The 26119-nt window shown below is 63.1% G+C and carries 23 protein-coding genes; 18 read left to right on the top strand and 5 right to left on the bottom strand.

The window, feature by feature from the left end; genetic code table 11:
* Positions 1-61: 61 nt before the first annotated feature.
* Positions 62-1339, bottom strand: a complete 1278-nt coding sequence (locus WDS16_RS03000; protein ID WP_338890371.1) for an Nramp family divalent metal transporter — start codon at positions 1337-1339, stop codon at positions 62-64.
* A 121-nt stretch (positions 1340-1460) separates the two neighbouring features.
* Here WDS16_RS03000 and WDS16_RS02995 point away from each other — a divergent pair, with 121 nt between their 5' ends.
* The 8 genes from WDS16_RS02995 to WDS16_RS02960 all read left to right on the top strand — a co-directional run bounded on the left by WDS16_RS02995 (position 1461) and on the right by WDS16_RS02960 (position 11538).
* Entirely contained in the window at positions 1461-2099 is a 639-nt protein-coding gene (locus tag WDS16_RS02995) for a hypothetical protein (protein WP_338890369.1), read from the top strand.
* 25 nt (positions 2100-2124) lie between these two features.
* Positions 2125-2979 carry a helical backbone metal receptor gene (locus WDS16_RS02990; protein ID WP_338890367.1) on the top strand — a complete coding sequence of 285 codons (855 nt, stop codon included), beginning with the start codon at positions 2125-2127 and terminating at the stop codon, positions 2977-2979.
* A gap of 101 nt (positions 2980-3080) precedes the next feature.
* On the top strand, positions 3081-4238 hold the full coding sequence (locus WDS16_RS02985; RefSeq protein WP_338890365.1) for an acyl-CoA dehydrogenase family protein: 1158 nt from the start codon (positions 3081-3083) through the stop codon (positions 4236-4238).
* Positions 4239-4275: 37 nt separating this feature from the next.
* A complete protein-coding gene (locus WDS16_RS02980) occupies positions 4276-5484 on the top strand; it encodes an acetyl-CoA C-acetyltransferase (RefSeq protein WP_338890363.1) in 1209 nt (402 codons plus the stop codon).
* A gap of 35 nt (positions 5485-5519) precedes the next feature.
* On the top strand, positions 5520-7697 hold the full coding sequence (locus tag WDS16_RS02975; RefSeq protein WP_338890361.1) for a 3-hydroxyacyl-CoA dehydrogenase NAD-binding domain-containing protein: 2178 nt from the start codon (positions 5520-5522) through the stop codon (positions 7695-7697).
* Between the two features lie 29 nt (positions 7698-7726).
* Positions 7727-8365 (top strand): helix-turn-helix domain-containing protein, encoded by a 639-nt coding sequence (locus tag WDS16_RS02970; RefSeq protein ID WP_338890359.1) that lies wholly within the window; start codon positions 7727-7729, stop codon positions 8363-8365.
* Positions 8366-8500: 135 nt separating this feature from the next.
* A complete protein-coding gene (locus WDS16_RS02965) occupies positions 8501-10048 on the top strand; it encodes a long-chain-fatty-acid--CoA ligase (RefSeq protein ID WP_338890357.1) in 1548 nt (515 codons plus the stop codon).
* Complete coding sequence (locus WDS16_RS02960; protein ID WP_338890355.1) at positions 10045-11538, top strand: aldehyde dehydrogenase family protein; 1494 nt, start codon at positions 10045-10047, stop codon at positions 11536-11538. Before WDS16_RS02965 ends, WDS16_RS02960 begins: the two co-directional genes overlap by 4 nt.
* 7 nt (positions 11539-11545) lie before the next feature.
* Here the strand turns inward: WDS16_RS02960 and WDS16_RS02955 are convergent, their stop codons facing one another.
* From WDS16_RS02955 to WDS16_RS02945, 3 genes are all read right to left on the bottom strand, one after another.
* Entirely contained in the window at positions 11546-12433 is an 888-nt protein-coding gene (locus WDS16_RS02955) for a siderophore-interacting protein (RefSeq protein ID WP_338890354.1), read from the bottom strand.
* Between the two features lie 10 nt (positions 12434-12443).
* Positions 12444-13463 (bottom strand): ABC transporter substrate-binding protein, encoded by a 1020-nt coding sequence (locus WDS16_RS02950; RefSeq protein ID WP_338890353.1) that lies wholly within the window; start codon positions 13461-13463, stop codon positions 12444-12446.
* Positions 13464-13560: 97 nt separating this feature from the next.
* The gene (locus WDS16_RS02945; protein WP_338890352.1) at positions 13561-14133 is read right to left on the bottom strand and encodes a helix-turn-helix domain-containing protein; all 573 of its coding nucleotides are present in this window, start codon (positions 14131-14133) and stop codon (positions 13561-13563) included.
* Positions 14134-14241: 108 nt separating this feature from the next.
* Between WDS16_RS02945 and WDS16_RS02940 the strand changes: the two genes are divergently transcribed.
* Genes WDS16_RS02940 through WDS16_RS02925 form a run of 4 tightly spaced genes read left to right on the top strand, consistent with a single transcriptional unit; the run spans position 14242 to position 18662 of the window.
* Entirely contained in the window at positions 14242-15156 is a 915-nt protein-coding gene (locus WDS16_RS02940; protein WP_338890350.1) for a metal-dependent hydrolase, read from the top strand.
* A complete protein-coding gene (locus WDS16_RS02935) occupies positions 15153-16250 on the top strand; it encodes a PDR/VanB family oxidoreductase (protein WP_338890348.1) in 1098 nt (365 codons plus the stop codon). Before WDS16_RS02940 ends, WDS16_RS02935 begins: the two co-directional genes overlap by 4 nt.
* A gap of 49 nt (positions 16251-16299) precedes the next feature.
* A complete protein-coding gene (locus WDS16_RS02930; RefSeq protein WP_338890346.1) occupies positions 16300-17838 on the top strand; it encodes an NAD(P)/FAD-dependent oxidoreductase in 1539 nt (512 codons plus the stop codon).
* On the top strand, positions 17835-18662 hold the full coding sequence (locus WDS16_RS02925; protein WP_338890344.1) for an SDR family NAD(P)-dependent oxidoreductase: 828 nt from the start codon (positions 17835-17837) through the stop codon (positions 18660-18662). Before WDS16_RS02930 ends, WDS16_RS02925 begins: the two co-directional genes overlap by 4 nt.
* Positions 18663-18681: 19 nt before the next feature.
* Here the strand turns inward: WDS16_RS02925 and WDS16_RS02920 are convergent, their stop codons facing one another.
* Complete coding sequence (locus tag WDS16_RS02920; RefSeq protein ID WP_338890342.1) at positions 18682-19329, bottom strand: TetR/AcrR family transcriptional regulator; 648 nt, start codon at positions 19327-19329, stop codon at positions 18682-18684.
* A 168-nt stretch (positions 19330-19497) separates the two neighbouring features.
* Here WDS16_RS02920 and WDS16_RS02915 point away from each other — a divergent pair, with 168 nt between their 5' ends.
* The 6 genes from WDS16_RS02915 to WDS16_RS02890 are packed head-to-tail and all read left to right on the top strand — an operon-like array spanning position 19498 to position 26108.
* The gene (locus tag WDS16_RS02915; RefSeq protein WP_338893234.1) at positions 19498-20601 is read left to right on the top strand and encodes a VOC family protein; all 1104 of its coding nucleotides are present in this window, start codon (positions 19498-19500) and stop codon (positions 20599-20601) included.
* The gene (locus WDS16_RS02910; protein WP_338890340.1) at positions 20598-21533 is read left to right on the top strand and encodes a fumarylacetoacetate hydrolase family protein; all 936 of its coding nucleotides are present in this window, start codon (positions 20598-20600) and stop codon (positions 21531-21533) included. The genes WDS16_RS02915 and WDS16_RS02910 overlap by 4 nt, the downstream gene beginning before the upstream one ends.
* On the top strand, positions 21530-23185 hold the full coding sequence (locus WDS16_RS02905) for a bifunctional 3-(3-hydroxy-phenyl)propionate/3-hydroxycinnamic acid hydroxylase (RefSeq protein ID WP_338890338.1): 1656 nt from the start codon (positions 21530-21532) through the stop codon (positions 23183-23185). Before WDS16_RS02910 ends, WDS16_RS02905 begins: the two co-directional genes overlap by 4 nt.
* Entirely contained in the window at positions 23182-23997 is an 816-nt protein-coding gene (locus tag WDS16_RS02900; RefSeq protein WP_338890337.1) for an SDR family oxidoreductase, read from the top strand. The genes WDS16_RS02905 and WDS16_RS02900 overlap by 4 nt, the downstream gene beginning before the upstream one ends.
* A 48-nt stretch (positions 23998-24045) precedes the next feature.
* Positions 24046-24969, top strand: a complete 924-nt coding sequence (locus tag WDS16_RS02895; protein ID WP_338890336.1) for a metal-dependent hydrolase — start codon at positions 24046-24048, stop codon at positions 24967-24969.
* Positions 24969-26108, top strand: a complete 1140-nt coding sequence (locus WDS16_RS02890; RefSeq protein ID WP_422395806.1) for a PDR/VanB family oxidoreductase — start codon at positions 24969-24971, stop codon at positions 26106-26108. The genes WDS16_RS02895 and WDS16_RS02890 overlap by 1 nt, the downstream gene beginning before the upstream one ends.
* The last annotated feature ends 11 nt before the right edge of the window (positions 26109-26119 follow it).

Below are 26119 nucleotides of genomic sequence, written 5' to 3'. Positions count from 1 at the left end.
ACGCGAAGAGGCCGGGTCGGTGATCCGACCCGGCCTCTCGTCGTCCGAAACGCCCTTCTCGTCAGAAGACGTACTTCGTCAGAACCTCCCACACCTGATCCACTGCGAGCCAGGCGAACAAGAACGCACAAATCCCGAGGGTGAGGTTGGTGAACCACCCGTTGCGCCACTCGGGGAGAACTCGGTCCGAATTGAGCAGACGCAGCAGCGTCACCGCCAGGAACGGCATGAAGATCGCCCCGAGCACTCCGTACGCGAGGACCAACCCGATCGGCTGATCGAGCCACAGCAGAGCCATGGACGGGAACGTCAACCAGGCGACGTACCAGCGGAAGTACTTGCCACCCACCCTGGTATCGGCATGCCCCTGCTCGAGTCCCTTCGCATTGCCGACGAAGTCCGCGAACATCAGACTGACGCCGTTCCAGACACCGATCAACGACGAGAACGACGCGGCCCAGAACCCGATCAGAAAGACGTGCCCGAACAACGTGCCGTAGCGGTCCTTCAGGACATCGGCGAGCTGGATCAAACCTTGGTCGCCCGTGCTGATTGCGATCTGCGCCGAGTACAAGAGCTCTGCTCCGACGATCAGCATCGCCAACACGAAAATGCCGGAAATGACGTACGCCATCGCGTTGTCGATACGCATGACCCTCATGAATTTCGGTGTGATCCAACCTTTTTCTCGAAGCCAGTAGCCATAGGCGGCGAGCGTGATGGTTCCGCCGACGCCTCCGGCAAGGCCGAGAACGTAGACGATCGAACCGTCCGGGATGGTCGGCACGATGCCCTTCACGATCGCCGGAACATTGGGAACAGCGACCACCGCAGCGCCGATCACCGTCACGAACATGATGCCGACGAACACTGTGATGATCTTTTCGAACAGACCGTAGCTGCCGAACCAGATCAACAAGAATCCGATCACGCCCGACGCGATCGCAACGACCTTGAGGTCCAACGACGGAAACAGAGCGACGATCGGCAGCGCGCTCGACGACATCGCCGCAGCGCCGTAGACAAATCCCCAGATCACGATGTAGGGAGCGAAATACACCGTGGTCCATTTACCGAGCGAGCGCCAACCCTGGAAGATGGTGTTGCCCGACGCCAACGTGTAGCGGCCCGCGCCCTCGACCAGAACCACTTTCATGATGACGCCGACTATGATTACCCATAGCAGGGCGTAGCCGTAACGAGAACCGGCGACCAGCGTAGCGACGAGGTCGGCAGCACCGATACCTGTTGCAGCCACGACCAATCCGGGCCCGACCACCTTCCATCTGGGTGGAGCCGAGGATTCGGATACCGATTCTCCGGGGCCGCTGTCGGTCATCGAAGTCTCCTAGCGCTGTCCGTTTTGCGTGATCCAACTCACTCTAGACGGGCACCCAACCGACCCTCCGCCGTTCGCCCTGATTTTCAATGCCCGCAGAGAGGGAGTTAGATCGACAGGTATGGCGGCAACCGAGAACCTCACCTTTCCGACCGAGCGAGCCGAGCGCACGACGTTGCTCGACGGTTCGACGTCCGAACACCGCCGACGGTTCTGGCTGCTGTCCGACCATCTCGCATACGCGGACATCCGCAACATCGTGGCCGACTACATCAACACGACGATCTCGGATCCCGCGAACACTGTGCGTCACGGGTGGACGGTCGGAGCCCTGACGCGCGAGTCCCCGCACGAACGCACACTTCTGACGCTCGTGTGCGGCGATCTGGAAACGCTGGTCGTCACCGAGTTCACCAATGACGACGACGATTCGATCGAGCTCGAAATGACGGTGAATACCGATCTCCCCGAGGGTTATTCGGACGAGCAACTCACCATCTCGACCGAGCTGGTCACCGCCGCACGTGGAACGTACTCCGCGCACGATGTGTGGACCTGGCGGATCGACATCGGTGCGTTGCTGACCGATGAAGCAGAAGTGTCCTTCGGGATCGACGACGAGCTGTTCGACGATCTGTGCTATTCCCTCAACTCGCGGCTGATGACCGAAAGTAAGCCTGCCGCAGCCGATCACAACGACGACCTCACGGCCGATCTTCTTGCCGAAGCCTACCGGCAACTGCTGGACACCGACGCCTGACCACGAACAACGAGGAGTCCACGACGTGCGACCGACCGAAATCCTGACATCCGTGGCGGTGCTCGTCGCCCTCACCGCATCGGGATGCAGCACGCCGGAGTCGAATACCGACACCACCACCGTCGCCGAGCGCCCCGACTCGATCGTCTCGCTGAGTCCATCCGCAACGGAGACACTTTTCGCTGTGGGTGCCGGTGATCAGGTGGTAGCCGTCGACAGCCAGTCCGACTACCCGGCGAATGCGCCTCGTACCGAACTGTCCGCATACACACCGAGCCTCGAGGCGATCGTCGAATACGAGCCCGATCTGGTCATCGCATCCGACGACATCGGCGGACTGGTCGCCGCGCTCGGCGCTGCCGATGTTCCGGTACTGCTCCTCCCCGCGGCGACGAGCATCGACGACGCCTACTCCCAGATCGAGCAAGTGGCCGACGCGGTCGGTCACCCCGACGAGGGTGACGTGTTGGTGGACGAGATGCGCTCGCGTGTGGACACGGCCGTCGCCGGCGTCCCGGCGCGAGATGCGACGTACTTCCACGAACTCGATTCGATGCTCTACACCGTGTCGAGCGACAGCTTCATCGGCCAGGTCTACGGGCTGTTCGGCCTGACGAGCATCGCCGACGGCGCGGGTAGCGACTATCCCCAGATGTCCGACGAGGGAGTCGTCGCGGCCGACCCCGACTTCGTCTTTCTTGCCGACTCCCAGTGTTGCGGAGTGACGGTCGAGTCGGTGTCCGTCCGTCCCGGATGGGCAACCACCACCGCAGTGCGCGAGGGCCAGGTCTTCGCGGTCGACGAGGACATGTCGAGTCGATGGGGTCCTCGCATAGCCGATCAGGTCGAATCGGTCGCTGCGATTCTCGGGCAGAACTAGAGCCGTCCAGGTCCGTTGTTGACATCCGTGGATACGCGAGGCATGGTTTATTGGCACAGCGCCAATAAACGACAGGGCGCTTCGAGCCCCAAGGACCCGCCATGACTGCACTCGCAGACCGCACCACTGCCGAACTCGCCACCGAGCTCGCTGACGTGCGACAACTCGCTCGAGGATTCTTCGAGAAAGAGGTCGCGCCGCACCGTGAGGAGTTCGCAGCAGCCGGACGACCAAGCCGCGAGGTCTACCGCAGCGCGGGCAGCCTCGGACTGCTCGGCATGTCGGTACCGGAGCAGTACGGCGGCGGCGGCGGAGACTTCCGACACGAGGCTGTGCTGTTCGAAGAGCAGGTCCGCTCCGGCGACTCGTCCATGCAGCTGGGAGTACACAGCGGCATCGTTCCGCATTACATCCTGGCCTACGCCTCCGAGGAGAAGAAGCAGCAGTGGCTGCCGAAGCTGTGCTCGGGCGAGTGGATCGGTGCAATCGCGATGACCGAGCCGGGGACCGGTTCGGACTTGCAGGGCATCACCACCCGAGCGGTGCGCGACGGCGACGATTACGTCGTGACCGGCGGAAAGACGTTCATCTCCAACGGAGCTCACTGCGATCTGATCATCATCGCCGCAAAGACCGACCCGTCCGCGGGAGCCCGAGGACTGTCACTGCTCGTCGCCGAGGTCTCCGACGACACCGAAGGATTCCACCGGGGACGCGTACTGCACAAGATCGGCCAGAAGGGTCAGGACACCGCCGAACTCACCTTCGACGGACTCCGCATCCCCGCGGGCAACATTCTGGGTGAAGAGGGTCGCGGCTTTACTCAGTTGATGCAGCAACTCCCCCAGGAACGCCTGATCTGCGGCATCGCCGCGGCCGCCATGATCGAGGCCGCCGTGCAGCAGACAGTCGAATACACCAAGTCTCGCAACGCGTTCGGAAAGACCCTGTTCGATCTGCAGAACACGAAGTTCGAACTCGCCGAATGCGCGACCATCGGCCGTGTCGTACGCACCTTCGTCGACGACGCCGTCGCCAAGCACATAGCATCCGAACTCGACGTCACGACCGCCGCGATGGTCAAGTACTGGACCACGGACCGGCAGTTCGAGGTGGTCGACCGTTGCCTGCAGCTCTTCGGTGGGTACGGCTACATGGAGGAATACCCCATCGCCCGCATGTTCGTCGACGGTCGTATCGCACGCATCTATGCCGGTGCCAACGAAGTCATGAAAGACCTGATCTCTCGCTCCCTGTAGAACTAGGCAATTTCTGTAGCCCCAGAAAGGCACCACCATGGAGGCGTTCCTCTACGACGCAGTTCGCAGCCCGCGCGGCCGCGGCAAGAGCTCCGGCTCACTGCACACCATCAAACCGGTCGATCTGGCCGCGAGCACGTTGTCCACGTTGCTCTCTCGCAACTCCCAACTCGACCCGGCACTGATCGACGACATTGTGCTCGGCGTCGTCACCCCGGTCGGTGACCAAGGGTGCGATATCGCCCGAACTGTTGCCATGGTCGCCGGCCTGCCGGACAGCGTGGCCGGCGTCCAATTGAACCGGTTCTGTGGATCGGGCCTCGAAGCCGTCAACACTGCCGCACAACGTGTTCGGTCCGGTTGGGACGGATTGATCGTCGCGGGCGGTGTCGAGTCGATGTCGCGCGTGCCGTTGGGCGCCGACAGTGGTGCGTGGCCGTGCGACCCCGTCACCAACTACAACAGCTACTTCGTCCCCCAGGGCGTCAGCGCCGATCTCATCGCGACGATCGAGGGGTTCGATCGCGACGACGTCGACGCCTTCGCGGTACGCAGCCAGCAGCGTGCGGCGCATGCCTGGTCGATGGGCCACTTCGAGAAGTCGGTCATCCCCGTGTTCGACGCGAACGGCCGACTGATGCTCGATCACGACGAGATCATGCGACCGGAGACCACAAGAACAGATCTCGCAGGGCTGAAGCCGTCGTTCGCCCAGATGGGTGCGCTCGCCGGGTTCGACGCCGTCGCCATGCAGAAGTACACCGAGGTCGAGCGCATCGATCACGTCCACCACGCCGGAAACTCGTCGGGAATCGTCGACGGCACCGCGATGGTTCTGATCGGTTCCGAGGAAGCCGGACGTGCAGGCGGATTGACCCCGCGCGGACGTGTCGTAGCCGGAGTCGTTGCCGGATCGGATCCGACGCTCATGCTCACCGGCCCGGTTCCCGCCACCCACAAGGCGCTGGCGGCAGCCGGTCTCACCCTCGATGACATCGCTTTGTTCGAGGTCAACGAGGCATTCGCCTCCGTGGTCCTGAACTACGCGAAGAAGCTTGACCTGGGCCACGACCGCATCAACGTCAACGGTGGCGCGATCGCGATGGGCCACCCGCTGGGCGCCACGGGAGCGATGCTCACCGGAATGGCCCTCGACGAACTCGAGCGCCGCGGCGAGCGCTACGCACTGATCACGCTGTGCATCGGTGCCGGAATGGGCGTCGCCACCATCATCGAGCGCCTGTGAACACCCCGCGAGATACCACCGACCGAGGAACCGAGATGAACACGACATCCACTGCTCTGCGGACATCCACGATCACCGGCGAGGTCGGCCCCGACCGCGTACTCGTGCTGACGATCGACGACCCGACGCAGTCCACCAACACCATGAACACCGCGTTCGGCGAATCGCTCGAGCAGACAGTGGACTGGCTCGAGGCCAATCTCGATGCGTACGACGGTGTCATCGTCACCTCCGGGAAGGACACCTTCTTCTCCGGTGGCGACCTCGAGTTGCTGCGCGATGCCGGCCCCGCCGACCATGCGGCGATCGCCGACGCCCTCGACTTCACCAAGGACAAGTTTCGCCGGCTCGAGAAGCTGGGCAAGCCGGTCGTGGCTGCGCTCGGCGGCACTGCCCTCGGCGGAGGCTTCGAGATCGCACTGGCCTGCCATCACCGAATCGCTCTGAGCAAAGGCAACTCTCGTTTCGGACTTCCCGAGGTCACTCTCGGGCTTCTGCCCGGGGCCGGTGGAGTCACCAGGACGGTCCGCATGTTCGGCATCGTCAAAGCGCTGACTCAGGTGGTGGGCCAGGGCCAGCGGTATCGGCCGGCACAGGCGCTCGAAATCGGGCTCGTCGACGAGGTCGTCGACACACACGAGCAGATGATGGCAAACGCTCGCGCCTGGATCGTTGCCAATCCCGAGGCCGCAGCGCCCTGGGACAAGAAGGGATTCAAGATTCCCGGCGGGACGGCGGCTTCACCCGCGGTGGCCGCACAATTGCCTGCCTTCGCGGCAACGGTGCGCAAGCAGGTCAAGGGCGCACCGATGCCCGCACCGATCGCCGTGGTCGCAGCGGCGGTCGAGGGATCGGTGCTGGACTTCGAGTCGGCTTCGCTCGTGGAGACCCGGCACTGCACCTCGCTCGCTTGCGGGGCCGTCTCGGGCAATCTCATCCAGTCGATGTTCTTCGATCTCGGATCCATCAACAAGGGAGGCTCTCGTCCGACGGCCGAGCCGCACCGGGTGCCCGAGAAGGTGCTGGTGATCGGTGCCGGGATGATGGGTGCCGCCATCGCCTACGTCGTAGCCTCGGCGAAAGTTCCGGTGGTGTTGCGCGATGTCTCGATCGAATCCGCCGAGCGCGGGAAGGATTACTCACGTTCGATTCTCGGCAAGGCCGTCGCGAAGGGACGCAAGACCCAGGCCGACGCCGATGCGGTGCTCGCGCTCATCACGCCCAGTTCCGACGCGGCCGACGCCGAGGGCTGCGATCTCGTTGTCGAGGCCGTGTTCGAGGATCCCGCCGTCAAGCAGGGTGCTTTCGAGGCGGTCGACAAGTACCTGACCGCTGACGCACTGCTGTGCTCGAACACCTCGACGCTACCCATTACCGAACTGTCGAAGGGTCTCTCGCGCACCTCGGACTTCATCGGCACGCACTTCTTCTCGCCCGTGGACAAGATGCCGTTGGTCGAAATCGTTGTGGGAGAACATACCAGCGACTCTGCCCTGGCCCGCGCGTTCGACTTCGTTCGTCTGATCGGCAAGACGCCGATCGTCGTCGGAGACTCGCACGGCTTCTTCACCACCCGCGTCATCGGCAGATTCATGGACGAGGCGATCTCGTTGGTCGCCGAGGGAGTGCACCCGGCCACCGTCGAGCAGGCTGCGCTCCAGGCCGGCTATCCGTCGGGTGCGCTGGCACTGATGGACGAGATTTCGTTGACTCTCTCGCGGCACATCCGCGAGGGCATGGCCGAGGCTGCCCGTGTCGACGGTCGACCATGGATCGTCTCGAACTCCTACGCGCTGGTCGACCGCCTGGTCGACGAGTTCGATCGCCCCGGCCGCAAGGCAGGACGTGGCTTCTACGAGTACGCCGAGGACGGCACCAAGGCCGGGCTATGGCCGGGCCTGGTCGAGCACTGTCACCGTCCCGATCACGGAATTCCGTTCGAGGACATGATGGATCGCATGCTGATCGCACAGTCACTCGACTCGATCGCGTGCCTGGACGAAGGTGTCCTGCGCACGGTCGCCGACGCGAACATCGGTTCCATCCTCGGCATCGGCTATCCCGCGTGGACCGGTGGCGTGCTGCAGTTCGTCAATCAGTTCGACGGCGGCCTGCAGGGATTCGTGCACCGGGCAGACGAACTTCGAGCACGCTACGGCGATCGGTTCGTCGTGCCGGAGTCGCTGCGGCAACGAACCGAACGGTACCTCTGACGCATCGTAAGAGTCGGTTCGATGCAATCATGAGAACCATGCCGGCTGCCAGTACACCCAAGTGGAATCGACTCGAACCGGACGAGCGACGGACGCAGATATTGGCCAGCGCCGTTCGCTTGTTCGGTGACAAACCGTATGCCGAAGTCTCGATGTCCGACGTGGCAGCCTCCGCCGGCGTGGCACGCGGACTCATCCACCACTACATCGGCAGCAAGCGCGATCTGTACATCGAGAGCGTTCGTTTCCTGGTCACTGTGCCGCCGATCGAGGACGTCCACCTGCCCACGGGTTCGCTCGAGGAGCGGGCCCGCGGCAGCGTGCACTGGCTGGTGAACGTCATCGAGACGCACGGCACTGCGTGGGTGTCGATGGCGAGCGGGTCGGGCGTCGACGAGCAAATAGCGCAAATACTCGACGAGGCCGACGACCTGGCCGCCGAACGTGTACTCGACGCAACGGCATTCGACGGCAGAAACAGTGACCGTCGAATCGCGACCTCCGCGGTGCGTGCGTTCGGTGGAATGGTCAAGGCGGCGGGCCGCGAATGGTTGGTGCGCGGCACCCTCACGCGCGAACAGGTCGAAACTCTGCTGACCGACGTCCTCGTGACCGTCCTGTCGACCGCACAGTCCATGACCTCTGCCGACGATGCAGAGCGCTCGTAGCGCAGCCTTTCGAAGATCCAGCGGCACTCCCACGGCGGCCGACCGTCCACACTATTGACACTGTGCCAATAAGGTGGAACTGTGACCCTATTCACCCGGGCACCCTCGCCCCCTCTCGCACAAGGGACCAAAGCCATGTATCTCACTCAAGGCCTCCACCGCTCCGCGGCGACCACTCCGAACCGGGCCGCAACGGTGTTCGGTGACCGCGTCCGCACCTTCACCGAGCAGATCGACCGAGTCGCAAGGTTGGCCGCCGGACTTCGTTCCATCGGAGTCGACGCCGGCGATCGAGTGGCGATGCTGGCCTTCAACAGCGACAGGTATTCCGAATACCTGCTGGCGGTGCCGTGGGCAAATGCCGTCCTCAACCCCGTCAACATCCGATGGTCCCCGGTCGAGGTCGCGTACGCACTCAATGATTCGGACACCAAGGTCCTGCTGGTCGACGACACCTTCGGTGCCATGGTTCCGGCCCTGAGCCCAGCGTGTCCCTCCCTTCAGACCATCGTCTACTGCGGAGACGGAGCCACCCCCGAGGGCATGGTCTCCTACGAAGAGCTGGTCGCATCGCACGATCCCATTCCCGACGCGCGCCGCAGCGGTGACGCCCTGGCCGGGCTCTTCTACACCGGTGGCACCACCGGTTTCCCCAAGGGCGTCATGCTCTCGCACGCGAACCTGGTCACCTCGGGCCTGGGAACAGTGGCGACCGGACAGCTGCTCGACGACGAATCGGTCCTGCTGCATGCCGCCCCGATGTTCCACCTCGCCGATCTGGCCGCGTGGGTGGGTCAGGTCATGCTCGGTGGAACCCACGTCATGGTTCCGTTCTTCGAGCCGACCGCCGTCCTCGGCGCGATCGCGAAGCACTCGATCACCGATGTGCTCCTGGTACCGACGATGATTCAGCTTCTCGTCGACCACCCCACGCTGAGCGAGTTCGACACCTCGTCGCTGAGCCGAGTGCTGTACGGAGGCTCCCCGATCTCTGCAGGCGTCCTCGAGCGCACCCTCGCTCGACTTCCCCAGGCTCGCCTCACTCAGGCCTACGGCATGACCGAACTCGCTCCGGTTGCGTCCCTGCTGTGGCCGGAACACCATGTGGGAGAACGCATCGGATCGGCAGGACGCGCGGCCCCACACTCCGAGATCCAGATTGTCGGACCCGACAACGAGCAGTTGGCTACCGGCTCGGTCGGCGAGATCTGCGTCCGCGGTGGACACGTGATGCTGGGCTACTGGAACAAGCCGGAAGAAACGGCGGCTGCCATTCGTGACGGGTGGATGCACACCGGCGACGTCGGCTACCTCGACTCCGACGGATTCCTGTTCGTCGTCGATCGCCTCAAAGACATGATCATCACCGGCGGCGAGAACGTCTACAGCGCCGAAGTGGAAAGCGCACTGAGCCTGCATCCCGACGTATTGGCCTGTGCTGTGATCGGTGTGCCCGACGGCGAGTGGGGCGAACGCGTCCACGCCTGTGTCGTTCTGGCAGAGGGCTCCTCGCCGACGGTCGACGAACTCCGCGAGCACACCCGCAGCTACGTTGCCGGATACAAGACCCCCCGCACCATCGAGTTCGTCACCGCCCTGCCCATGAGCGGGGCAGGCAAGATCCTCAAGCGCGAACTGCGGGATGCGCACGTAGCGAAGGACGCGCTCGGAGCGTCCCTGTGACAACTCAGGTGTCGGCGCACCTCGATACTTTCGACTCGGTCTCCCCCATCGACGACGGGTTCGTCGCCTCGTTCGCCGTCGATGCGGCGCAGACCGTGGCGCGGGTAGTGGATGATGCGCGGAACGCTCAAAGCACGTGGTCGTCGCTGACGCCTCGCTCGCGCGCCCAACACCTCAGGGCGTGGCGACACGAAATCTGGAGTCGCCGGGACGAATTCATCGACCTGATCCACCGTGAGAACGGCAAACCCGCCGAGGATGCACTGCTCGAGGTCGTCCTGACCCTCGAACATATCGCGTGGGCGGAAAAACAGGCACCAAGATTGCTCCGTTCACGCAGGGTCAACCCCGGTCTACTACTGGCGAACTACTCCGCACGCGTGGACAAGGTCGCGCTCGGAGTCGTCGGCGTCATTGGTCCGTGGAACTATCCGATGTACGCACCGAACAGTGCGATCTCGGCGGCGCTGGCCGCAGGAAACTGCGTCGTGTTCAAGCCGAGCGAATACACACCCGCCATCGGTGCCAGATATGTTCAGGCCTTCCACGACGCCAATCCGAGCCTGCCGACCGGCGTCCTGTCGCTGGTGACCGGATACGGTGACACGGGTGCTGCGCTGTGCCGCGCGGGGGTCGACAAGATCGCCTTCACCGGCTCGACCAGAACCGGCTCGAAAATCATGGCGACGTGCGCCGAGACGCTCACCCCGGTGATCGTGGAATGCGGCGGCAAGGACCCGGTGATCGTCGCTGCGGACGCAGACATCGCAGCAGCAGCCGAGGCGGTGGCCTGGGGCGCATTCACCAACGGCGGCCAGACATGCGTCGGAGTCGAGCGGGTATACGTCGAGCGCAGCGTCGCAGCACAATTCACCGGCGCACTCGTCCAACACGCACGTGCCGTCCAGACCGGTAGCGACGCGTCGGCGACGTATGGACCGATGACGATGCCCAGCCAGATCGACATCGTCCGACGCCATCTCGCCGACGCCGAGGCAGCCGGTGGCAGAGCCCTGATCGGCGGACGGTCCTCGATCGGCGAACGATTCGTCGGACCCACCGTGTTGGTGGACACTCCCGAGAGCTGCTCGGCCGTTCGCGAGGAAACGTTCGGCCCCACGGTCACCGTCCGTGAGGTCGACAGCATCGACGAGGCCATCGAGCTGAGCAACGATCATCGGTATGCCCTCGGCGCATCGGTGTTCTCCCGCAAGCACGGCAAAGAAATTGCGGCGCAATTGGTGTGCGGTCAGGTCACCGTCAACTCGGTGATCGCGTTCGCAGGAATGGGATCGGTTCCGATGGGTGGTGTCGGTGCCAGCGGCTTCGGCCGGGTACACGGCGACGAAGGATTCGCCGAGTTCTGCCGCACCCACAGCCGCGTCACCAAGCTGTTCGACATCCCGGGATTCGAGCTGGTGACGCTGCATCGTCGACGGTGGGTAATGCCGCTCATCGACCGACTGCTGGGGCTGCGTCACCGCCGCTGATCGAGTTCTACAGACCTGCGCGTTCGAGAATCTCGTCCCAGTGGATCTCGGCTTCGGCCTCACCCATGCCGGTGGCCGCGATTCGCTGGTAGTCGTCGATCAGTGAATCGGCAACGCGCTCGTAGCGTTCGAGCCACGCCTCTTTGTCGTCACGCCAGTAGCCGACGATGGCCAATCGATCTGCGGGAATGCCGACTTCACCGCGCAAGTACTTGCGTACAGCTCTGCCTGCCGAGGCCTCCCCACCGAACCAGACGTAGCCATTGCCCGTCGGTATCTCGTACGCGCGAACGGCATCGGGGAGTTCCGAGGGGGCACGTCCGTTCCCGGCAACCCTCCAATCGACTGTGATCGACGCATCCGATCGAACATCGAGCACGTCTTCGGCGTGGGCGACCTCGGCAATCGCATGTGCTCGCAGGCCCGCAGGCAGTTGCTCGAGGGCGCGGCACAGTGCAGGTAGCCCAGGCAGATCGGCGACGAACAGCATCCAGTCCGTGTTCTCCTGAGGCTGATACCACGACCGCATTCCCCACATTCCCAGCGCCAGACCGGGTTGGGCCGAGCGGGCCCAATCAGCAGCGACGCCGCCCACGTGATCGACGAAATCGATGACGATCCGATTGCCGTCCCAGCGCCGGACAGTGTAGTTGCGGCATTCCCTGACCACACCGTCGTGATGAGCGAGAATTCCGTTGCGACGGGTCATCTCGGACGGCGCGCTCTCTCCGTCTGCGGGGAAGTAGAGGTGCACGATCTCGTCGGGTGCCCCACTCGACTCGAATCCGTGCGCATCGGAAGCATCGAATACGACTCGAATCAGCGACGGAGACAGCCGAATCGATTCCAGCACTCGTGCAGTGAGGTATGCACCTTCATCACGCTGACGGGCCACGACGATGCCGTCAGCTCTGTTCGGCGGGCTCGATGAACATCGTTTCGATGTCGTCCATGATTTTGCCCAACCCGATCGGGTCCGAGGAGTTCCATACGCTCGCCGAGACCCAGTGCACTCGGTTCTGCTGCACCGCAGGCAGGGTCGACCAGAGCGGTGCGGTGGTGATCGTGTCCTGCTCCGCGTCGGCCCCCTCGTCGGTGTACACGAACAGGGTGTCGGCGGACGCGAGAAGGCTCAGTGTTTCGTCTGTGATGTCGATGCGAAACAGACTTGGGTCCTGCTGACCGGGAGGCTGGGCCATCCCCAACCCGCGGAAAGCAACGCTCTCGCCTGTGCCGACACGAATGGAATACTCACCCCGCTCGCTCAGGCGGACCGCCGAGACGGGCTTGTCGGCGAGTCCTGCATCAGAGACACGCTGTTTCAATTCCGCCATTCGATCCGTGAGGGACTGCATCGAGTCCGCCGCCTCGTTCTGCTTCCCGAGTACCTCGCCCACGGCGGCAACACCGTTGGACACATCGTCGATCGAGACTCCGTCGTTGTAGGCGTACCCGTAGGTCGGAACACCACTCGCGGCAATCTTGTCGTACGTTTCCTTGTTCCAGGCCTCATCTCCTTCGTCGTCATAGCCGGCGACAACGATGACCAGATCGGGCTCCTGAGCCAGAATCGCCTCCACGTTGGGAACGAATCCGCCTGCCTCCCCAGCTATGTTGACGATGTCATCCGTGCGCTCATCCAGGTGTGCGGGGAGCGCGAGCGGGTTGAACGATGCTGCCACGGGTTGGACATCGAGCGACAACATCAGCGCCAGGGAAATCGGGTCCGCTGCCACGACACGCACCGGCTCGGCCGGAACTTCGACCGAACCGAAGTAGTCGTCGACCGTTTTCGTGCTCGCGTGCAGTTCCGAGTCCGAACTTGCGCTCGAGCATCCTGAAAGTACCAACGCAGACGCCATCACACCGGCTATCGCATACGTCGTGGCCCGCCTTGGCACGTCGAACGGTAGTGACATGCTCATGTGGATCAGTGACCTCCAAGATCGACGTGCAAGTGGGAAACGGGCCTGCCACGATGGAAGGCGAGCCAACCCTACCCTAACTGCTGCGATTCGAGGACTAGGCGTTCAGAGTCAGCATCGGAACCACGTTCCGACGTGCGAAGACGACAAGCTCCTCGTAGGTATCCAGGGGCGCTGCAGCCGACGGCGTCAGGAGAATCGAATGAACCAGCCGTACAACAATTTCCGGCGCTTCGGGCATGACGAAATCTTCGGTGCCTGATTCTCCGCGCGAAATGGCCGTTGCAGCACGTATCGCCGGCGCCAGCAGTCCCGCTGCGTTGGTCGTCAGCTGCTCCAGCACTACTGGGCTTTCCGAGTCGAACATCTTCAGCAGAACCGGATTGGTGCGGACGGAGTCGATGGTCGTCGCAAAGCCATGGACGATGCGCTCGGCCGGGGAGGAGTGCTCCGACGCAACCGCGGCCAGTGACGCGAACAATCTGGCCGATTCTCGCCCCATGACGGCCTGCACCAGCTCGTCTTTCGAGCCGATCCGGCGATAAACGGTCACGCGATTGACCTTGGCCCGCTTCGCGACGTCGCCGATGGTCGTCCGCGCAATGCCGACCTCGCCGAACAGCTCGAACGCGGCGTCCAGAATGGGCCCATCGTCTCCGTCTGGATGCATTGCCCGATCCTAACGGCCATTCCTGCTTCCACACGCGAATGCAACATTGCAACATTAACTGTTGCTATGTAGCATCTGAACAACAGCACATCGAAGGATGGAGTTCGAATGTCCAGGAACAAGGCGGTCGACTCGAACGACCGATACATCGACGAGTCCTACGCGATCGTCGCGCGGCCCGTGAAGTTCGATTGGTCGAACGTTCCCCTTCAATACATCCCAGGCAACTGGTACGCCACCCACTTCTGGAACGTGATGCACCTCGTTCTACCCGAGGGCGAGCGCGCGATGGCAGATGTTTTCGCCCGTGCTCTCCCCTTCATCGACGACCGCAGATTGCACGAGGAGGTAGTCGGGTTCGTCGGCCAGGAAGCGACCCACGCGTCCTCGCACGAGAGCTTCCGCGAATACCTCGTCGCACACGGTGTGGACATCGAACCGATCCTGCGGCGAATCCGATTCGCGGTGGGAGTGGTGTTCGGCGACCACGGCCTGACCGGGCGCCCAGGCAAGGCGTGGCTGAACGAACGGCTCGGAATTTATGCAGCAGCAGAGCATTTCACTGCGGTGGTCGGTGAGTGGTTGCTCGACAACACCGAATTCGATCGACTCGGCGTCGATCCGACGATGCTGGACCTACTGCGTTGGCACGGTGCCGAGGAACTAGAGCACCGCAATGTCGCATTCGACGCCTTCCAGTACGTGGACGGCGGCGGCTTCCGACGGGCACGGACAGCCGTCGTGGCCAGCGCCGGGTTGGCCGTGCTGTGGTTCACCACCGCTGCCTACCTGTACAAGAACTCGGTCGCGACGCCCCGCATCGGGAAGCGCCGATTCCGTATGCCATGGCCTGTTGCCTTTGCCCGGGCATCACACAAGAACCTCATACCGGGGCTGTCTTTTCTCTTCGTTCAGCTCTCCCTCTACATCCGCCCCGGCTTTCACCCGTCCAATATGGGCGATATCGACAAGGCCGTGCAGTACCTAGCCAAGTCTCCAGCGGCTCTGGCGGCGCAGCAATGACCGCGACTCGCAGTCACCTGGGCGATGTCACGGTGGCCGCACCCGGCATCGGACTCCGCGCCATCGGCGCGGCATCGAAGATCTACGCCAAGCTCGTCGCGGACTCGTCGATCGTGACCGCCCTGTCCCCGGCGCGGCCACGGCGATACGTCGGCTACGAATTCGACGCGGTCATCGACGAGATCGTCGACGAAGCAGAGGACGTCCGTTCACTGCTGTTGCGCCGCGCCGACGGTGCGCCGCTTCCGTCGTGGATGCCCGGTGCCCACATCGACATCACCACCCCCTCGGGGGCAGTGCGCCAGTACTCGCTCACCGGACACCCAACCAGCAGTCGCCGCTACCGCATCAGTGTTCGCAAGGTGATTGGCGGCAGTGCATCGACCGAGATCCACAACCTGCAGCCAGGTGATGTTCTTCGAGTCCGTGGACCGCGCAACGCATTTCCGATGGCCGACGCCGAGCACTACCTCTTCGTTGCCGCGGGAATCGGAATCACGCCCATCCGTGCGATGGTAGAACGCGCTGTGCAGGACGGCGCGAAATGGACGCTGTATTACCACGGTCGATCCAAGCCGAGTCTGCCTTTCGTCAAGGAACTGCAGCAGCTGGCCCTGACGTCCGGAGGACATCTAGTTGTCCGGACCGACGATGTGGACGGCTTCCCGTCTCCCTCCGACATCGTGGATCTCGCCGAGGGCGAGACGGCGATGTACGTCTGCGGGCCGGTGGCTCTGTCGTCGAAGTTGCGCGACGAAGCGCGACGTACCAGCGCCGTCCGGGAATTCCACGCCGAACTGTTCGCTCCTGCACCGGTCGTCGACGGCAAGCCTTTCACGCTCCAACTGAATCGTTCGGGCCGAACGATCGGAGTCGGGGCGCAGGAAACGGCACTCGATGCACTTCGACGAGTCAATCCGGATCAGCCGTACTCGTGCAGGCAAGGCTTCTGCGGAGCGTGCGTCGTGGGGCTCGTGGCCGGTCGAGTCGACCACCGCGATCGCGTTCTCGGCGTCGCCGAGAGGGAGGAATCGCTCACCCTCTGCGTCTTGCGCGGTGCCACCGACAACGAAATCCTCGTCCTCGATCTCTAGCGTCCTCGATCTCTAGCGTCCCCGATCTGTAAAAGAAGGAGTCACCCTCATGACTGCAGCAACTTCGGACACCGAGACGGTGCCACTGATCGATGTCGCGATCATCGGAGCGGGTTTCGGCGGTCTCGGTGCAGCGATCCGCCTGCAGCAGGAAGGGCGCCCGGACTTCCTGGTCTTCGAGCGTGGGGACGCAGTCGGCGGGACGTGGCACGTGAACACCTACCCAGGTGCACAGTGCGACATTCCGTCCGCCCTGTATTCGTTCTCCTTCGCCCCCAATCCCGACTGGACTCGCCTCTATCCCCTGCAGCCGGAGATCGAGAGCTACCTCAACGCCTGCACGGACAAGTTCGAGATCCGAGACCGAATCCGATTCGGTCACGAAGTCCTCGACGCTTCCTGGAACGAAACGGAGGCGCGATGGCTCGTCACAACATCCGGGGGGACATGGTCAGCTCGGGTGTTGGTCGGCGCGCTCGGACCGTTCAGCGAACCTGCCCGCCCGAATATCGATGGCCTCGAATCGTTCTCGGGCACTGTCTTTCACTCCGCCGAGTGGGACCACGAATTCTCCGCGAAGGACCGCCGCATAGCCGTCATCGGAACCGGGGCCTCAGCAGTGCAGTTCGTACCGCGCATCGCTCCCGAAGCCGCGCATCTGACTGTGTTCCAACGGACTCCGACGTGGATCCTGCCTCACCCTGACCGTCCGATATCGGAATCCGGTCGTCAGGTGCAACGCACATTCCCGGTGACGCAGAGGGCGCTGCGCCGCGTCTTCGACTTGTTCCAGGAAGCGTTGGTACCCGGTCTCATCAACCATCGGGCACTCCTGGCTCCCCTTGCTGCGCTCGGACGGGCACACCTTCGACGTCAGATCAAAGATCCGGTACTTCGAGAGAAGCTCACTCCGCAGTATGCGTTCGGGTGCAAACGGCCGACGTTCTCCAACAAGTTCTATCCCGCGCTCGCTCGTGACAACGTCAGTGTGGAGACGACGGCCATCACCGAAGTCCGGCCGGACGGAATCGTCACCGCGGATGGGCGGATGCACGAGGTCGACACGATCGTGCTGGGGACCGGATTCACCATCGCCAAGCACTCCGGCTTTCGGCGCATCCGTGGCCGCAACGGAAAGTCGCTGACCGACGCGTGGCCCGGCGGCGAGATGTCTTCCTACCGCGGAACAACCGTGCAGGGCTTCCCGAATTTCTTCATGCTCCTCGGGCCCAATTCGGTGGTCTACACCTCTCAGGTCGTCACCATCGAGGCACAGGTGAACTACATACTCGAGGCGCTTCGAGTCATGGACGACAAGTCCATTGTCGCACTCGAAGTCAGCAGCACAGCGCAGGCCGAATTCGCCGCGTACACCGATGCCCGGCTCGCGGGATCGGTGTGGAACTCAGGCGGATGCAGCAGCTACTACCTCAGTCCCTCAGGTCGCAACGTCACCTACTGGCCAGGATCGGTGCGTAATTTCACCCGGCGGATGTCCGTGATCGAGCTCGACCACTACGGTTACCGCACTCGATCGGCGACACCCGTCGCCGAAGTCGAGCCTGCAATATCGGAGGCCTCCGCATGACACGTCAGCTCGCATTGACAGGTGCAGTTGCTCTCGTAACCGGCGGGGCTCGCGGTATCGGCGCTGCCACCGTGCAGAAGCTACTTGCCGCGGGTGCATCCGTCGCGGTGGTCGACCGTGACATTCCAGCGGATGCGATCAAGTGCGAACGCGTCCTATTGCTCGCAGCCGATGTCACCGACTCGGACGCGATGGTGGCGTGTGTCGCTCGAACAGTGGAGAAGTTCGGCGCCCTCGATATCGTCATCGCCAATGCGGGAATCACACCGCCTCCGGCAACGATCCGGACTGTGGACAAAAGTACGTTCGACGCCGTGATGGCCGTGAACTTCGGCGGAGTCCTGAACATCGTGCGCGCAAGCGCAGACGAAGTAGTCACCCGCGGCGGGCACATCGCGCTCGTATCATCCTGCGCTGCATTCACTCCCGGCATGGGAGGCGCGCCGTACATGGTCAGCAAGGCTGCCGTGGAACAACTGGGACGCGCGCTGAGCATCGAATTCGCCGCAGTCGGAGCATCGGCAGGACTCGCGTACTTCGGTGTCGTCGATACCGATCTGGCACGGGGAACGCTCGACGACGACCCGGTTGGCCGTCGGATCGGCGAATTGCTGCCGTGGCCGCTGAATCGGCGGCTGCCTGCGGACCGAGCAGCCGAGCTCTTGGTACGCAGTGTCAGAACTCGTCGCGCACGGACGATTGCTCCTGCCGTCTGGGCCCCGTACTTCTGGCTGCGCGGAATCCTCAACCCAGTTCTGGAGTGGAAACTGGCCCGCGACCGCACCGTCACCGCACTCATCCGTGATCTGGAGAGCGCGCGCTGAGCCCTTCGGCTCGCACTTACTACTTCTCGCCCACCGTGGGAACCTCGCTCATGGACGGTATAGGGCGGCTGCACAATTCGCGGGCGTCGGCAGCGGAGACACCGAGGGCAAGAAGAACGCTGAACGTCATGCGGTCCACCGCCTCGTGGTCGTCACGGGACGGTTGCGCGAGCAGAAGCTGCCCGAGTCCGAGGAGCGCACCGGCCACCAACGACAAGGCCAATTCCGGGTCGGGGACGACGAAATAACCTGCGGCGGTTGCCGCATGTATGTCGCGAGCCGCTCGAGGTCCGAGACCGTGCTCCGAGGTGATCAACGCCGGGCCGGAGTGAATGAGCACTCGACTCAGCTCCGGCTGCATCCTGAACAATCTGCCGGTAATCCGAAAAGACCTCGTGAACGCCTCCGCGGGATCCGCCGAACCTGCGGACAACGAGTCGAGATAGTCGCCCAACAACTCCAGCGCGCCGTCCACCGCAGCCTGGAACAGTTGCTCCTTGCTGTCGAAGTGATTGTAGAAAGAACCCATTCCGACGTCGGCAGCCTGGGTGATCTCCAATACCGGCACATTCAACTCGCCCCGGGCAATGAACCCCTGCGCGGAGGACACCAGAGCAGCTCGGGTACGCGCTTTACGACGTTCGAGCCGGTTCGGGGTTTCGGTCATGTCTTCCCTGCTTCTCTGTGAGCTCTCATGCATCGTGGATTGGCCCGACTGATCCTCACCGCTGACGATTCTATCAATTCACTTGACTGAGGAAGTGCTCATAGGTGACGATAGTGTCACCTGCAAGGAGGATCAGTGCACGAACACGGCGTGGATGGCCACAAGAACATGCATGTGGACCAGGGCGGCCTTACTGGGGAGCACCCAGGAAGGGTTGCGGACCCGATCATCAAGGTTCACGACATCGCCTGGCTGGAGTTCACCAAGCCTGACCTGGTCAAGGCGGAAGCCTTTGCGCTGGCATTCGGCTTTTCGGTGACGTTGCGCACCCCCGAGGAGATCCACCTTCGTGGGACGCAGGCCGGAGGGCCGGCAGTCATCATCCGTCGTGGCAAGCGGACACGATTCGTGGGCACGGCGTTCGCAGCGGCTGCAGACGCAGATGTAATGAAGCTCGCCGACGCCACCGGGCATCGCGTACACCGCCTTCCCGACGCGCTGGGTGGCATCGCAGTGACGCTCACCGACCCGAGCGGCCAACCTGTCCAGGTGGTGTCGGGGTACGACGTGCACGCTGCTCTCCCCGGTCAACGGACACACATATACAACTTCGGTGTGCCACGCCATCGGGTGAACGCAACTCAACGTCCGCCGCACGAGCCCGCCCTCATTCAACGCCTCGGACATGTCGTCCTCCAACGAACCGACTACCTCGAAAACCTGGATTGGTACCTCCGTCACCTGGGTTTGATCGTCAGCGACTTTCTCTACTACGCCGGTCAACGCGAGCGAGGACCGGTGATGAGCTTCATCCGGTGCGACCGTGGCAACACCCCTACAGACCACCACACCCTTGCCATGACGCTTGGCCCGTCGAACCGGTACGTGCACTCCGCCTATCAAGTCTCGGATCTCGATGCCATCGCCGCGGGCGGCGAGCACTTGACCGAACGTGGGTACCGCCATTCGTGGGGAATCGGCAGGCACATCCAAGGCAGCCAGATCTTCGACTACTGGCGCGATCCAGACGGCTTCCTGGTGGAACATTTCAGCGACGGTGACATGTTCGACAGCTCCCTGGAGCCTGGATGGGCTCCGATGACCGCGTCGGGACTGGCCCAGTGGGGCCCGCCCGCGTCCAGGGACTTCCTCGGAGTTGCACCGAGCCGGGCATCTCTTCATGAACTTCGGTCCATTCTCTCTTCTCTGCGCAAAGACAACGAATTCGACGCCGAACGCCTTCGCGGCCTGATGAAAGTGGCAGCTTCATGAGCATCTCCGTTCTACGTACCGCCGACGCATGGTGGGTGAACACTCCAACAGGGGCGGCACGCATCGACACCGACGCCACCACCACCGCCGAGCTGCTGGCCGACCGGTCGGCGATCGAGTCGGCTCGCACGAGCACCGACACCGTCGCAGTAGAAACACTCGACGTACTCTCACCGGTGACCGCCCCGTGCCGGGTCATAGCGCAGATGACCAATTTCGTTTCGCACGTCAAGGATTCCGGCATGAATCCCGCAACTGTTCCGCTGACCTTCTTCCGAAAGACCTCCGGATCCATCAGCGGACCGACCGATGACATCGTCAAGCCCCCGCATGTGCAGCTTCTCGACTACGAAATCGAGATCGGCCTGGTGTTCGGCAAGACTGTGCCGGTGGGAACACGGATCAATGCCAACAACATCGCCGAATACGTTGCCGGGCTGGTCATCACCAACGATGTCTCCGCGCGCGACGTTCAGCTGCCCAAGACACAGTTCTACGAGGGCAAGTCCTACCCAACGTTCACCCCGGTCGGTCCGCTCCTGGTACTCCTGGAAGAGGGCGACTTCGATCGTTTCGACGACCTCGAGTTGACTCTGAGAGTCAATGGCGCTGTAAGACAGAACAGTACGGTTTCGGACATGATCTACCGGCCGGTCGAGACACTGCAAGCTCTGAGCGGATTCCAGCGTCTCGATGCCGGTGATCTCCTCCTGACGGGAACACCAGGAGGAACGGCGTTGAAGGCTCCGGCCAAGCCGATCGAACTGCTCGGGTCGCTCGTCCCTCCGGCGGTGAAGTGGAAGGTCTTCTTCAAGAAGCAGGCATCCAACCCGAACTACCTGCACGACGGTGATGTCCTCGAACTGACCTGTGCCACACCCGATGGCACCCTCGATCTGGGGGTTCAACGGACGGCGGTCACCTACCGATGAGACGCACCGAATCCGGTGCGCCCACAGGTAGGCCGGACATGCGCGATGGCGATCACTTCCCGGTGGTGATCGTCGGGTCCGGACCTACCGGCATGACCGCAGCACTGCTACTGGGGTCCTACGGAATATCCTGTCTCGTATTGGACCGATGGGACGACGTCTACCCGCAGCCGCGGGCCGTCCATCTCGACGACGAGGTCTATCGAATTCTCGCGGACCTCGGACTCGCCGAAGAGTTCGCTGACATCTCCCGCCCCGGACGCGGCCTGCGGTTGTGCGACAAACAAATTCGTACATATGTCGAATTCGAACGCGACCCGGACATTCGGCCGAATGGATTCCCACAGGCGAATATGTTCGATCAACCGGATCTCGAAATCCTCATGCGATCGCACCTACCGCGCTTCGATACCGTGCAGGCGCGCGGTGGATGCGAAATCATCAGCGTGCAGAACCAGAACGACAGCGTCAAGGTACTGTTCACCGATACGGCAGACCAGGCACGTCATTGGGTGACAGCCGATTACGTACTCGGATGCGACGGGGCCAACAGCGTAGTTCGCAGTTCCATCGGTTCGAAGATGACGGACCTCGGGTTCGCGCAGCGCTGGCTGGTCATCGACATCTCGACCGACGCCGACCTCCAGCAGTGGGAGGGCGTACATCAGGTGTGCGACGGCGAACGAGCTGCCACCTACATGCGCATCGGTGACTCCAGGTATCGATGGGAGTTCCGCCTACATGACAACGAAGATGTCGACACCTTCACCGACCTCGACGCAATTCGACCGCTGATCGCCCCGTGGCTCGGTGAGGTTTCCCTGGACGATCTGAAGTTGATTCGCTGCGCCGAGTACACGTTTCGGGCACAAGTTGTCGATCGCTGGCGTGACCGCAGGGTGTTTCTGCTCGGTGACGCCGCACATCTGACCCCGCCGTTCATCGGTCAGGGCATGGGGGCCGGGTTACGCGATGCGCGGAATCTGATCTGGAAGCTTGCCGGCGTCCTCGGCGGTTCCTTGCCCGAGACCGCCCTCGACACCTACCAGACCGAGCGTAAAGCGCATGCGAGCGCGATGATCAAACTGGCCGTGCAGATCGGGTGGGCAATGACCGGAGGTAGCCGGGCGACCAGCGCCGTCCGAAAGAACATTGCACCCCTGCTCGGCTACGTACCGGTCATCGGCACGAAAGCAACCGACAGCACCACCCCCAGACTTCCTCGATCGGCATATGTCCTGCGTTCGCCGGTGTCTGTGACGGGCCTTCCCGGTACTCTGTGCCCGAACAGTGTGTTGGACAACGGCGGCCGACTCGACTCCGCAGCCCCAGGACAGTTCTTGTTCGTCACCTCGACGCCGCTGACGGTCGGTCAACGCCGAGAGCTCACGCGCCGGGGTGCTGCGCCCATCGAAGTTCCCGCGTCATCGGAACTCGGCGTGTGGTTGCGACGCGGCCACGCCATCGCAGCCATCGTCCGCCCGGACCGGACCGTGATGGCGTCGGGACGCTCTGTTCCCGCACTGCACACCAAGGTGCCCACTACTTTCTACCAGCACGCGAACCCACCACCCGCCGAGCTCACGAGAGATGTCGACTCGCCGCCCGCAGCCACCAACAGGACCAGAACCAGAACCAAGAGGCACGCATGACAACCGCCATCGTCACCGGAGCAACCTCGGGCATCGGACGTGCCGTCGCAGAGCTGCTGCGCTCACAGCAATTCCACGTCATCGGTACCAGTAGGGATGCATCCTCGATCTCCGACCCGGTGCCGGGAGTCGAGTACCGCGACCTCGATCTGACGGACTCGGCGTCCATTCGAAGGTTCGCCGACGGTCTGCGCGATGTCGACATCGACGTCCTGGTCAACAACGCCGGCGAGAGCCAGTGCGGCCCGCTCGAAGAGCTACCTATTAATGCCGTGAACCGGCTGTTCCAGCTCAACGTCTTCGGCGCGATCGAACTCATCCAATGCGTCCTGCCTGGAATGCGAGAGCGTCGCCGCGGCACGATCGTCAACGTCGGTTCGATGCTGGCGAGCTTCCCGCTCGCGTACCGCTCGTCCTATGCCGCAACCAAAGCCGCGCTCAACGGATTCTCGACGGCAGCGCGTTACGAGCTCAAGCCGTTCGGCGTCGACATCACTACTGTCGAGCCAGGATCGATCGACACGGGGCTCTCCGCGCGACGCACAAAGTACTGCGGGCCGCATTCGCCATATCATCGCGACTTCAGCACCGTGATCGAGAAGCTCGACGCCGAAGAGGCACAGGGGATCTCGGCGAAGGCGGTCGCGAAGACCGTACTCCAGGCCATCGAAGACGAACATACCCGCCCGCTTTACGCAGTGGGAAGCAATGCGCCGCTGGTGTTCTTGGCGCGGCGGGTGTTACCGCGCACGATGATGGAAAAGCTCACTGCCAAAGCGTACGGACTACCGAGCCGAAGTCACGGCGGCTGAGAAGGATCGCAGTTCTTCGCACTACCGATCCCGGGGGGGACGATCACTATGACAAGAGAATTCGACGAGCACTCGGAGCCTGCGGGCGGGTCGGCTTCTGGTCGTGCGCCGGGCGATCGGGTTGTGTTGCAGGCCCGGAACGTCTCGTTCGATTGGGCGTCGTTGCCCCTGCATTACCTCGATCGTGATCCGTTGGCGACACATTTGATCAACGTGATGCATCTGCTCCTCCCTGAAGGCGAGGAGTGGTTCGTGCGCACGTTCAAAGAGGCGTTGCCGTTGATCCACGACGAACAACTTCGTGACGACGTGATCGGATTCATCGGGCAAGAAGCAGTCCATGCCGATGCACACACTCAGGTTCTCGACTCGTTGACCGGGCATGGTATCGACGTCGCTCCCTACGTTGAGCAGATGCAGTTCCTGTTCGGGCGGGCTCTGGGCAACCGTGAGGGTCACAGCCGTAACTCTCTGATCGAGCGGGTTGCGTTGATCGCCGCGGTGGAACATCTGACGGCGTTCCTCGGTGATTGGGTTCTCAACGCCCACGCACTCGACGAGGTCGAGTTCGATCCCACGATGCTCGATCTGCTGCGTTGGCACGGCGCCGAGGAAGTCGAACACCGATCCGTTGCGTTCGAGGTGATGCAGTACTTCGATGTCCGCCCGGCCCGGCGACTACGCACTTATCTCGCGATCGCCCCGACTCTGGTGTGGTTCTGGACCCGCGGGGTGCGGTTTCTGATGGAGCAGGACCCCACATTGGCGCATCTACCGCGTCGTAGGCGCCGTCCGACTCTGCGCGCGTACCGCGATGTCGCACGTCGGGGACTGTTCCCGTCGCCGTCCATGATCATGTCCGCGTCACTGCGGTACTTCAAATCCGGTTACCACCCTGCGCAGGAAGGCAGCACCGAACAAGCCGTCCAATACTTGGCGTCGTCGCCGGCCGCGCGCGCTGCCGCCCGATGATGGACCTGCGGCGTAAGTGGGCGCTTCTGACCGAGACCGTCGAGACCTTTAGGCAGGGTCGGACGATCCCACCCGATCTCTACGGTAGGGCGATACCCGATCAGACCGTCTCCTTGGTCACCGACACATTGGACAAATGGTTCGCCCTCCTCGACCACAGCACTACCCACACCGACAGCAACAGCAGTGGGAATGCAGCGATGCCAGTTGCGCAGACCCTGGCCTTGACCGTGGCCCGGCGGGTCGTCCTTTGTGTCGACGAGCAGGTCGTGCAGTTGACGTTCACATCCCCGGACGGCACCGACCTACCGGCGTGGGTACCGGGAATGCACATCGATCTGCATCTCCCATCCGGGCGGCGACGACAGTACTCACTGTGCGGTGACCCGGCCGACCGCACCAGCTACACCGTCGCCGTACGCCTGATCCCCGACGGCGGCGGTGGATCGCAGGAGATGCATCGACTCGACATCGGCACCGAAATTCTCGTACGCGGACCCCGCAACGGATTCCCGTTCGTCGCCCGCGGACAGGCACTGTTCATCGCCGGCGGTATCGGTATCACCGCAATCCTGCCGATGGTGCGCGCCGCCCAACGCGCTGGAATGGACTGGCAACTGCTCTACTGCGGGCGCAACCGCGAATCGATGCCGTTCCTCGACGAGATCGAAGCCTGGAACAGCCCCCACGTCCGAATCCGAACCGACGACGTCGACGGACACCCCACCCCCGCAGACCTCCTCGCCCAGGTCACCGGCGGCGCGGTGTACTGCTGCGGACCACCACCGATGATCTCCGCAGTACGCACCACCGTCGACGCCACCGACGCCACCCACCTGTACTTCGAACGGTTCTCCCCACCCCCCGTCACCGGCGGCGTCGAATTCGAAATCCAACTCATCGACACCGGCGACATCATCACCGTCGCACCCGACCAAACCGCCCTGCACGCCATCCGCAAAATCCGACCCGACATCGCCTACTCCTGCCAACAAGGATTCTGCGGAACCTGCCGCACCCGCGTCCTCGCCGGCACCCCCGAACACCGAGACACCCGACTGACCCCCGAAGAACAACACACCGACATGCTCATCTGCGTCTCCCGCGCCACCGGCGGCCGAATCGTACTGGACCTCTAGCAACCGATAGT

It is taken from the genome of Rhodococcus sovatensis, assembly GCF_037327425.1.
In the GTDB taxonomy this organism is placed as follows: Bacteria; Actinomycetota; Actinomycetes; order Mycobacteriales; family Mycobacteriaceae; genus Rhodococcoides; species Rhodococcoides sovatense.
This window is presented reverse-complemented; position numbering and strand designations above follow the sequence as displayed.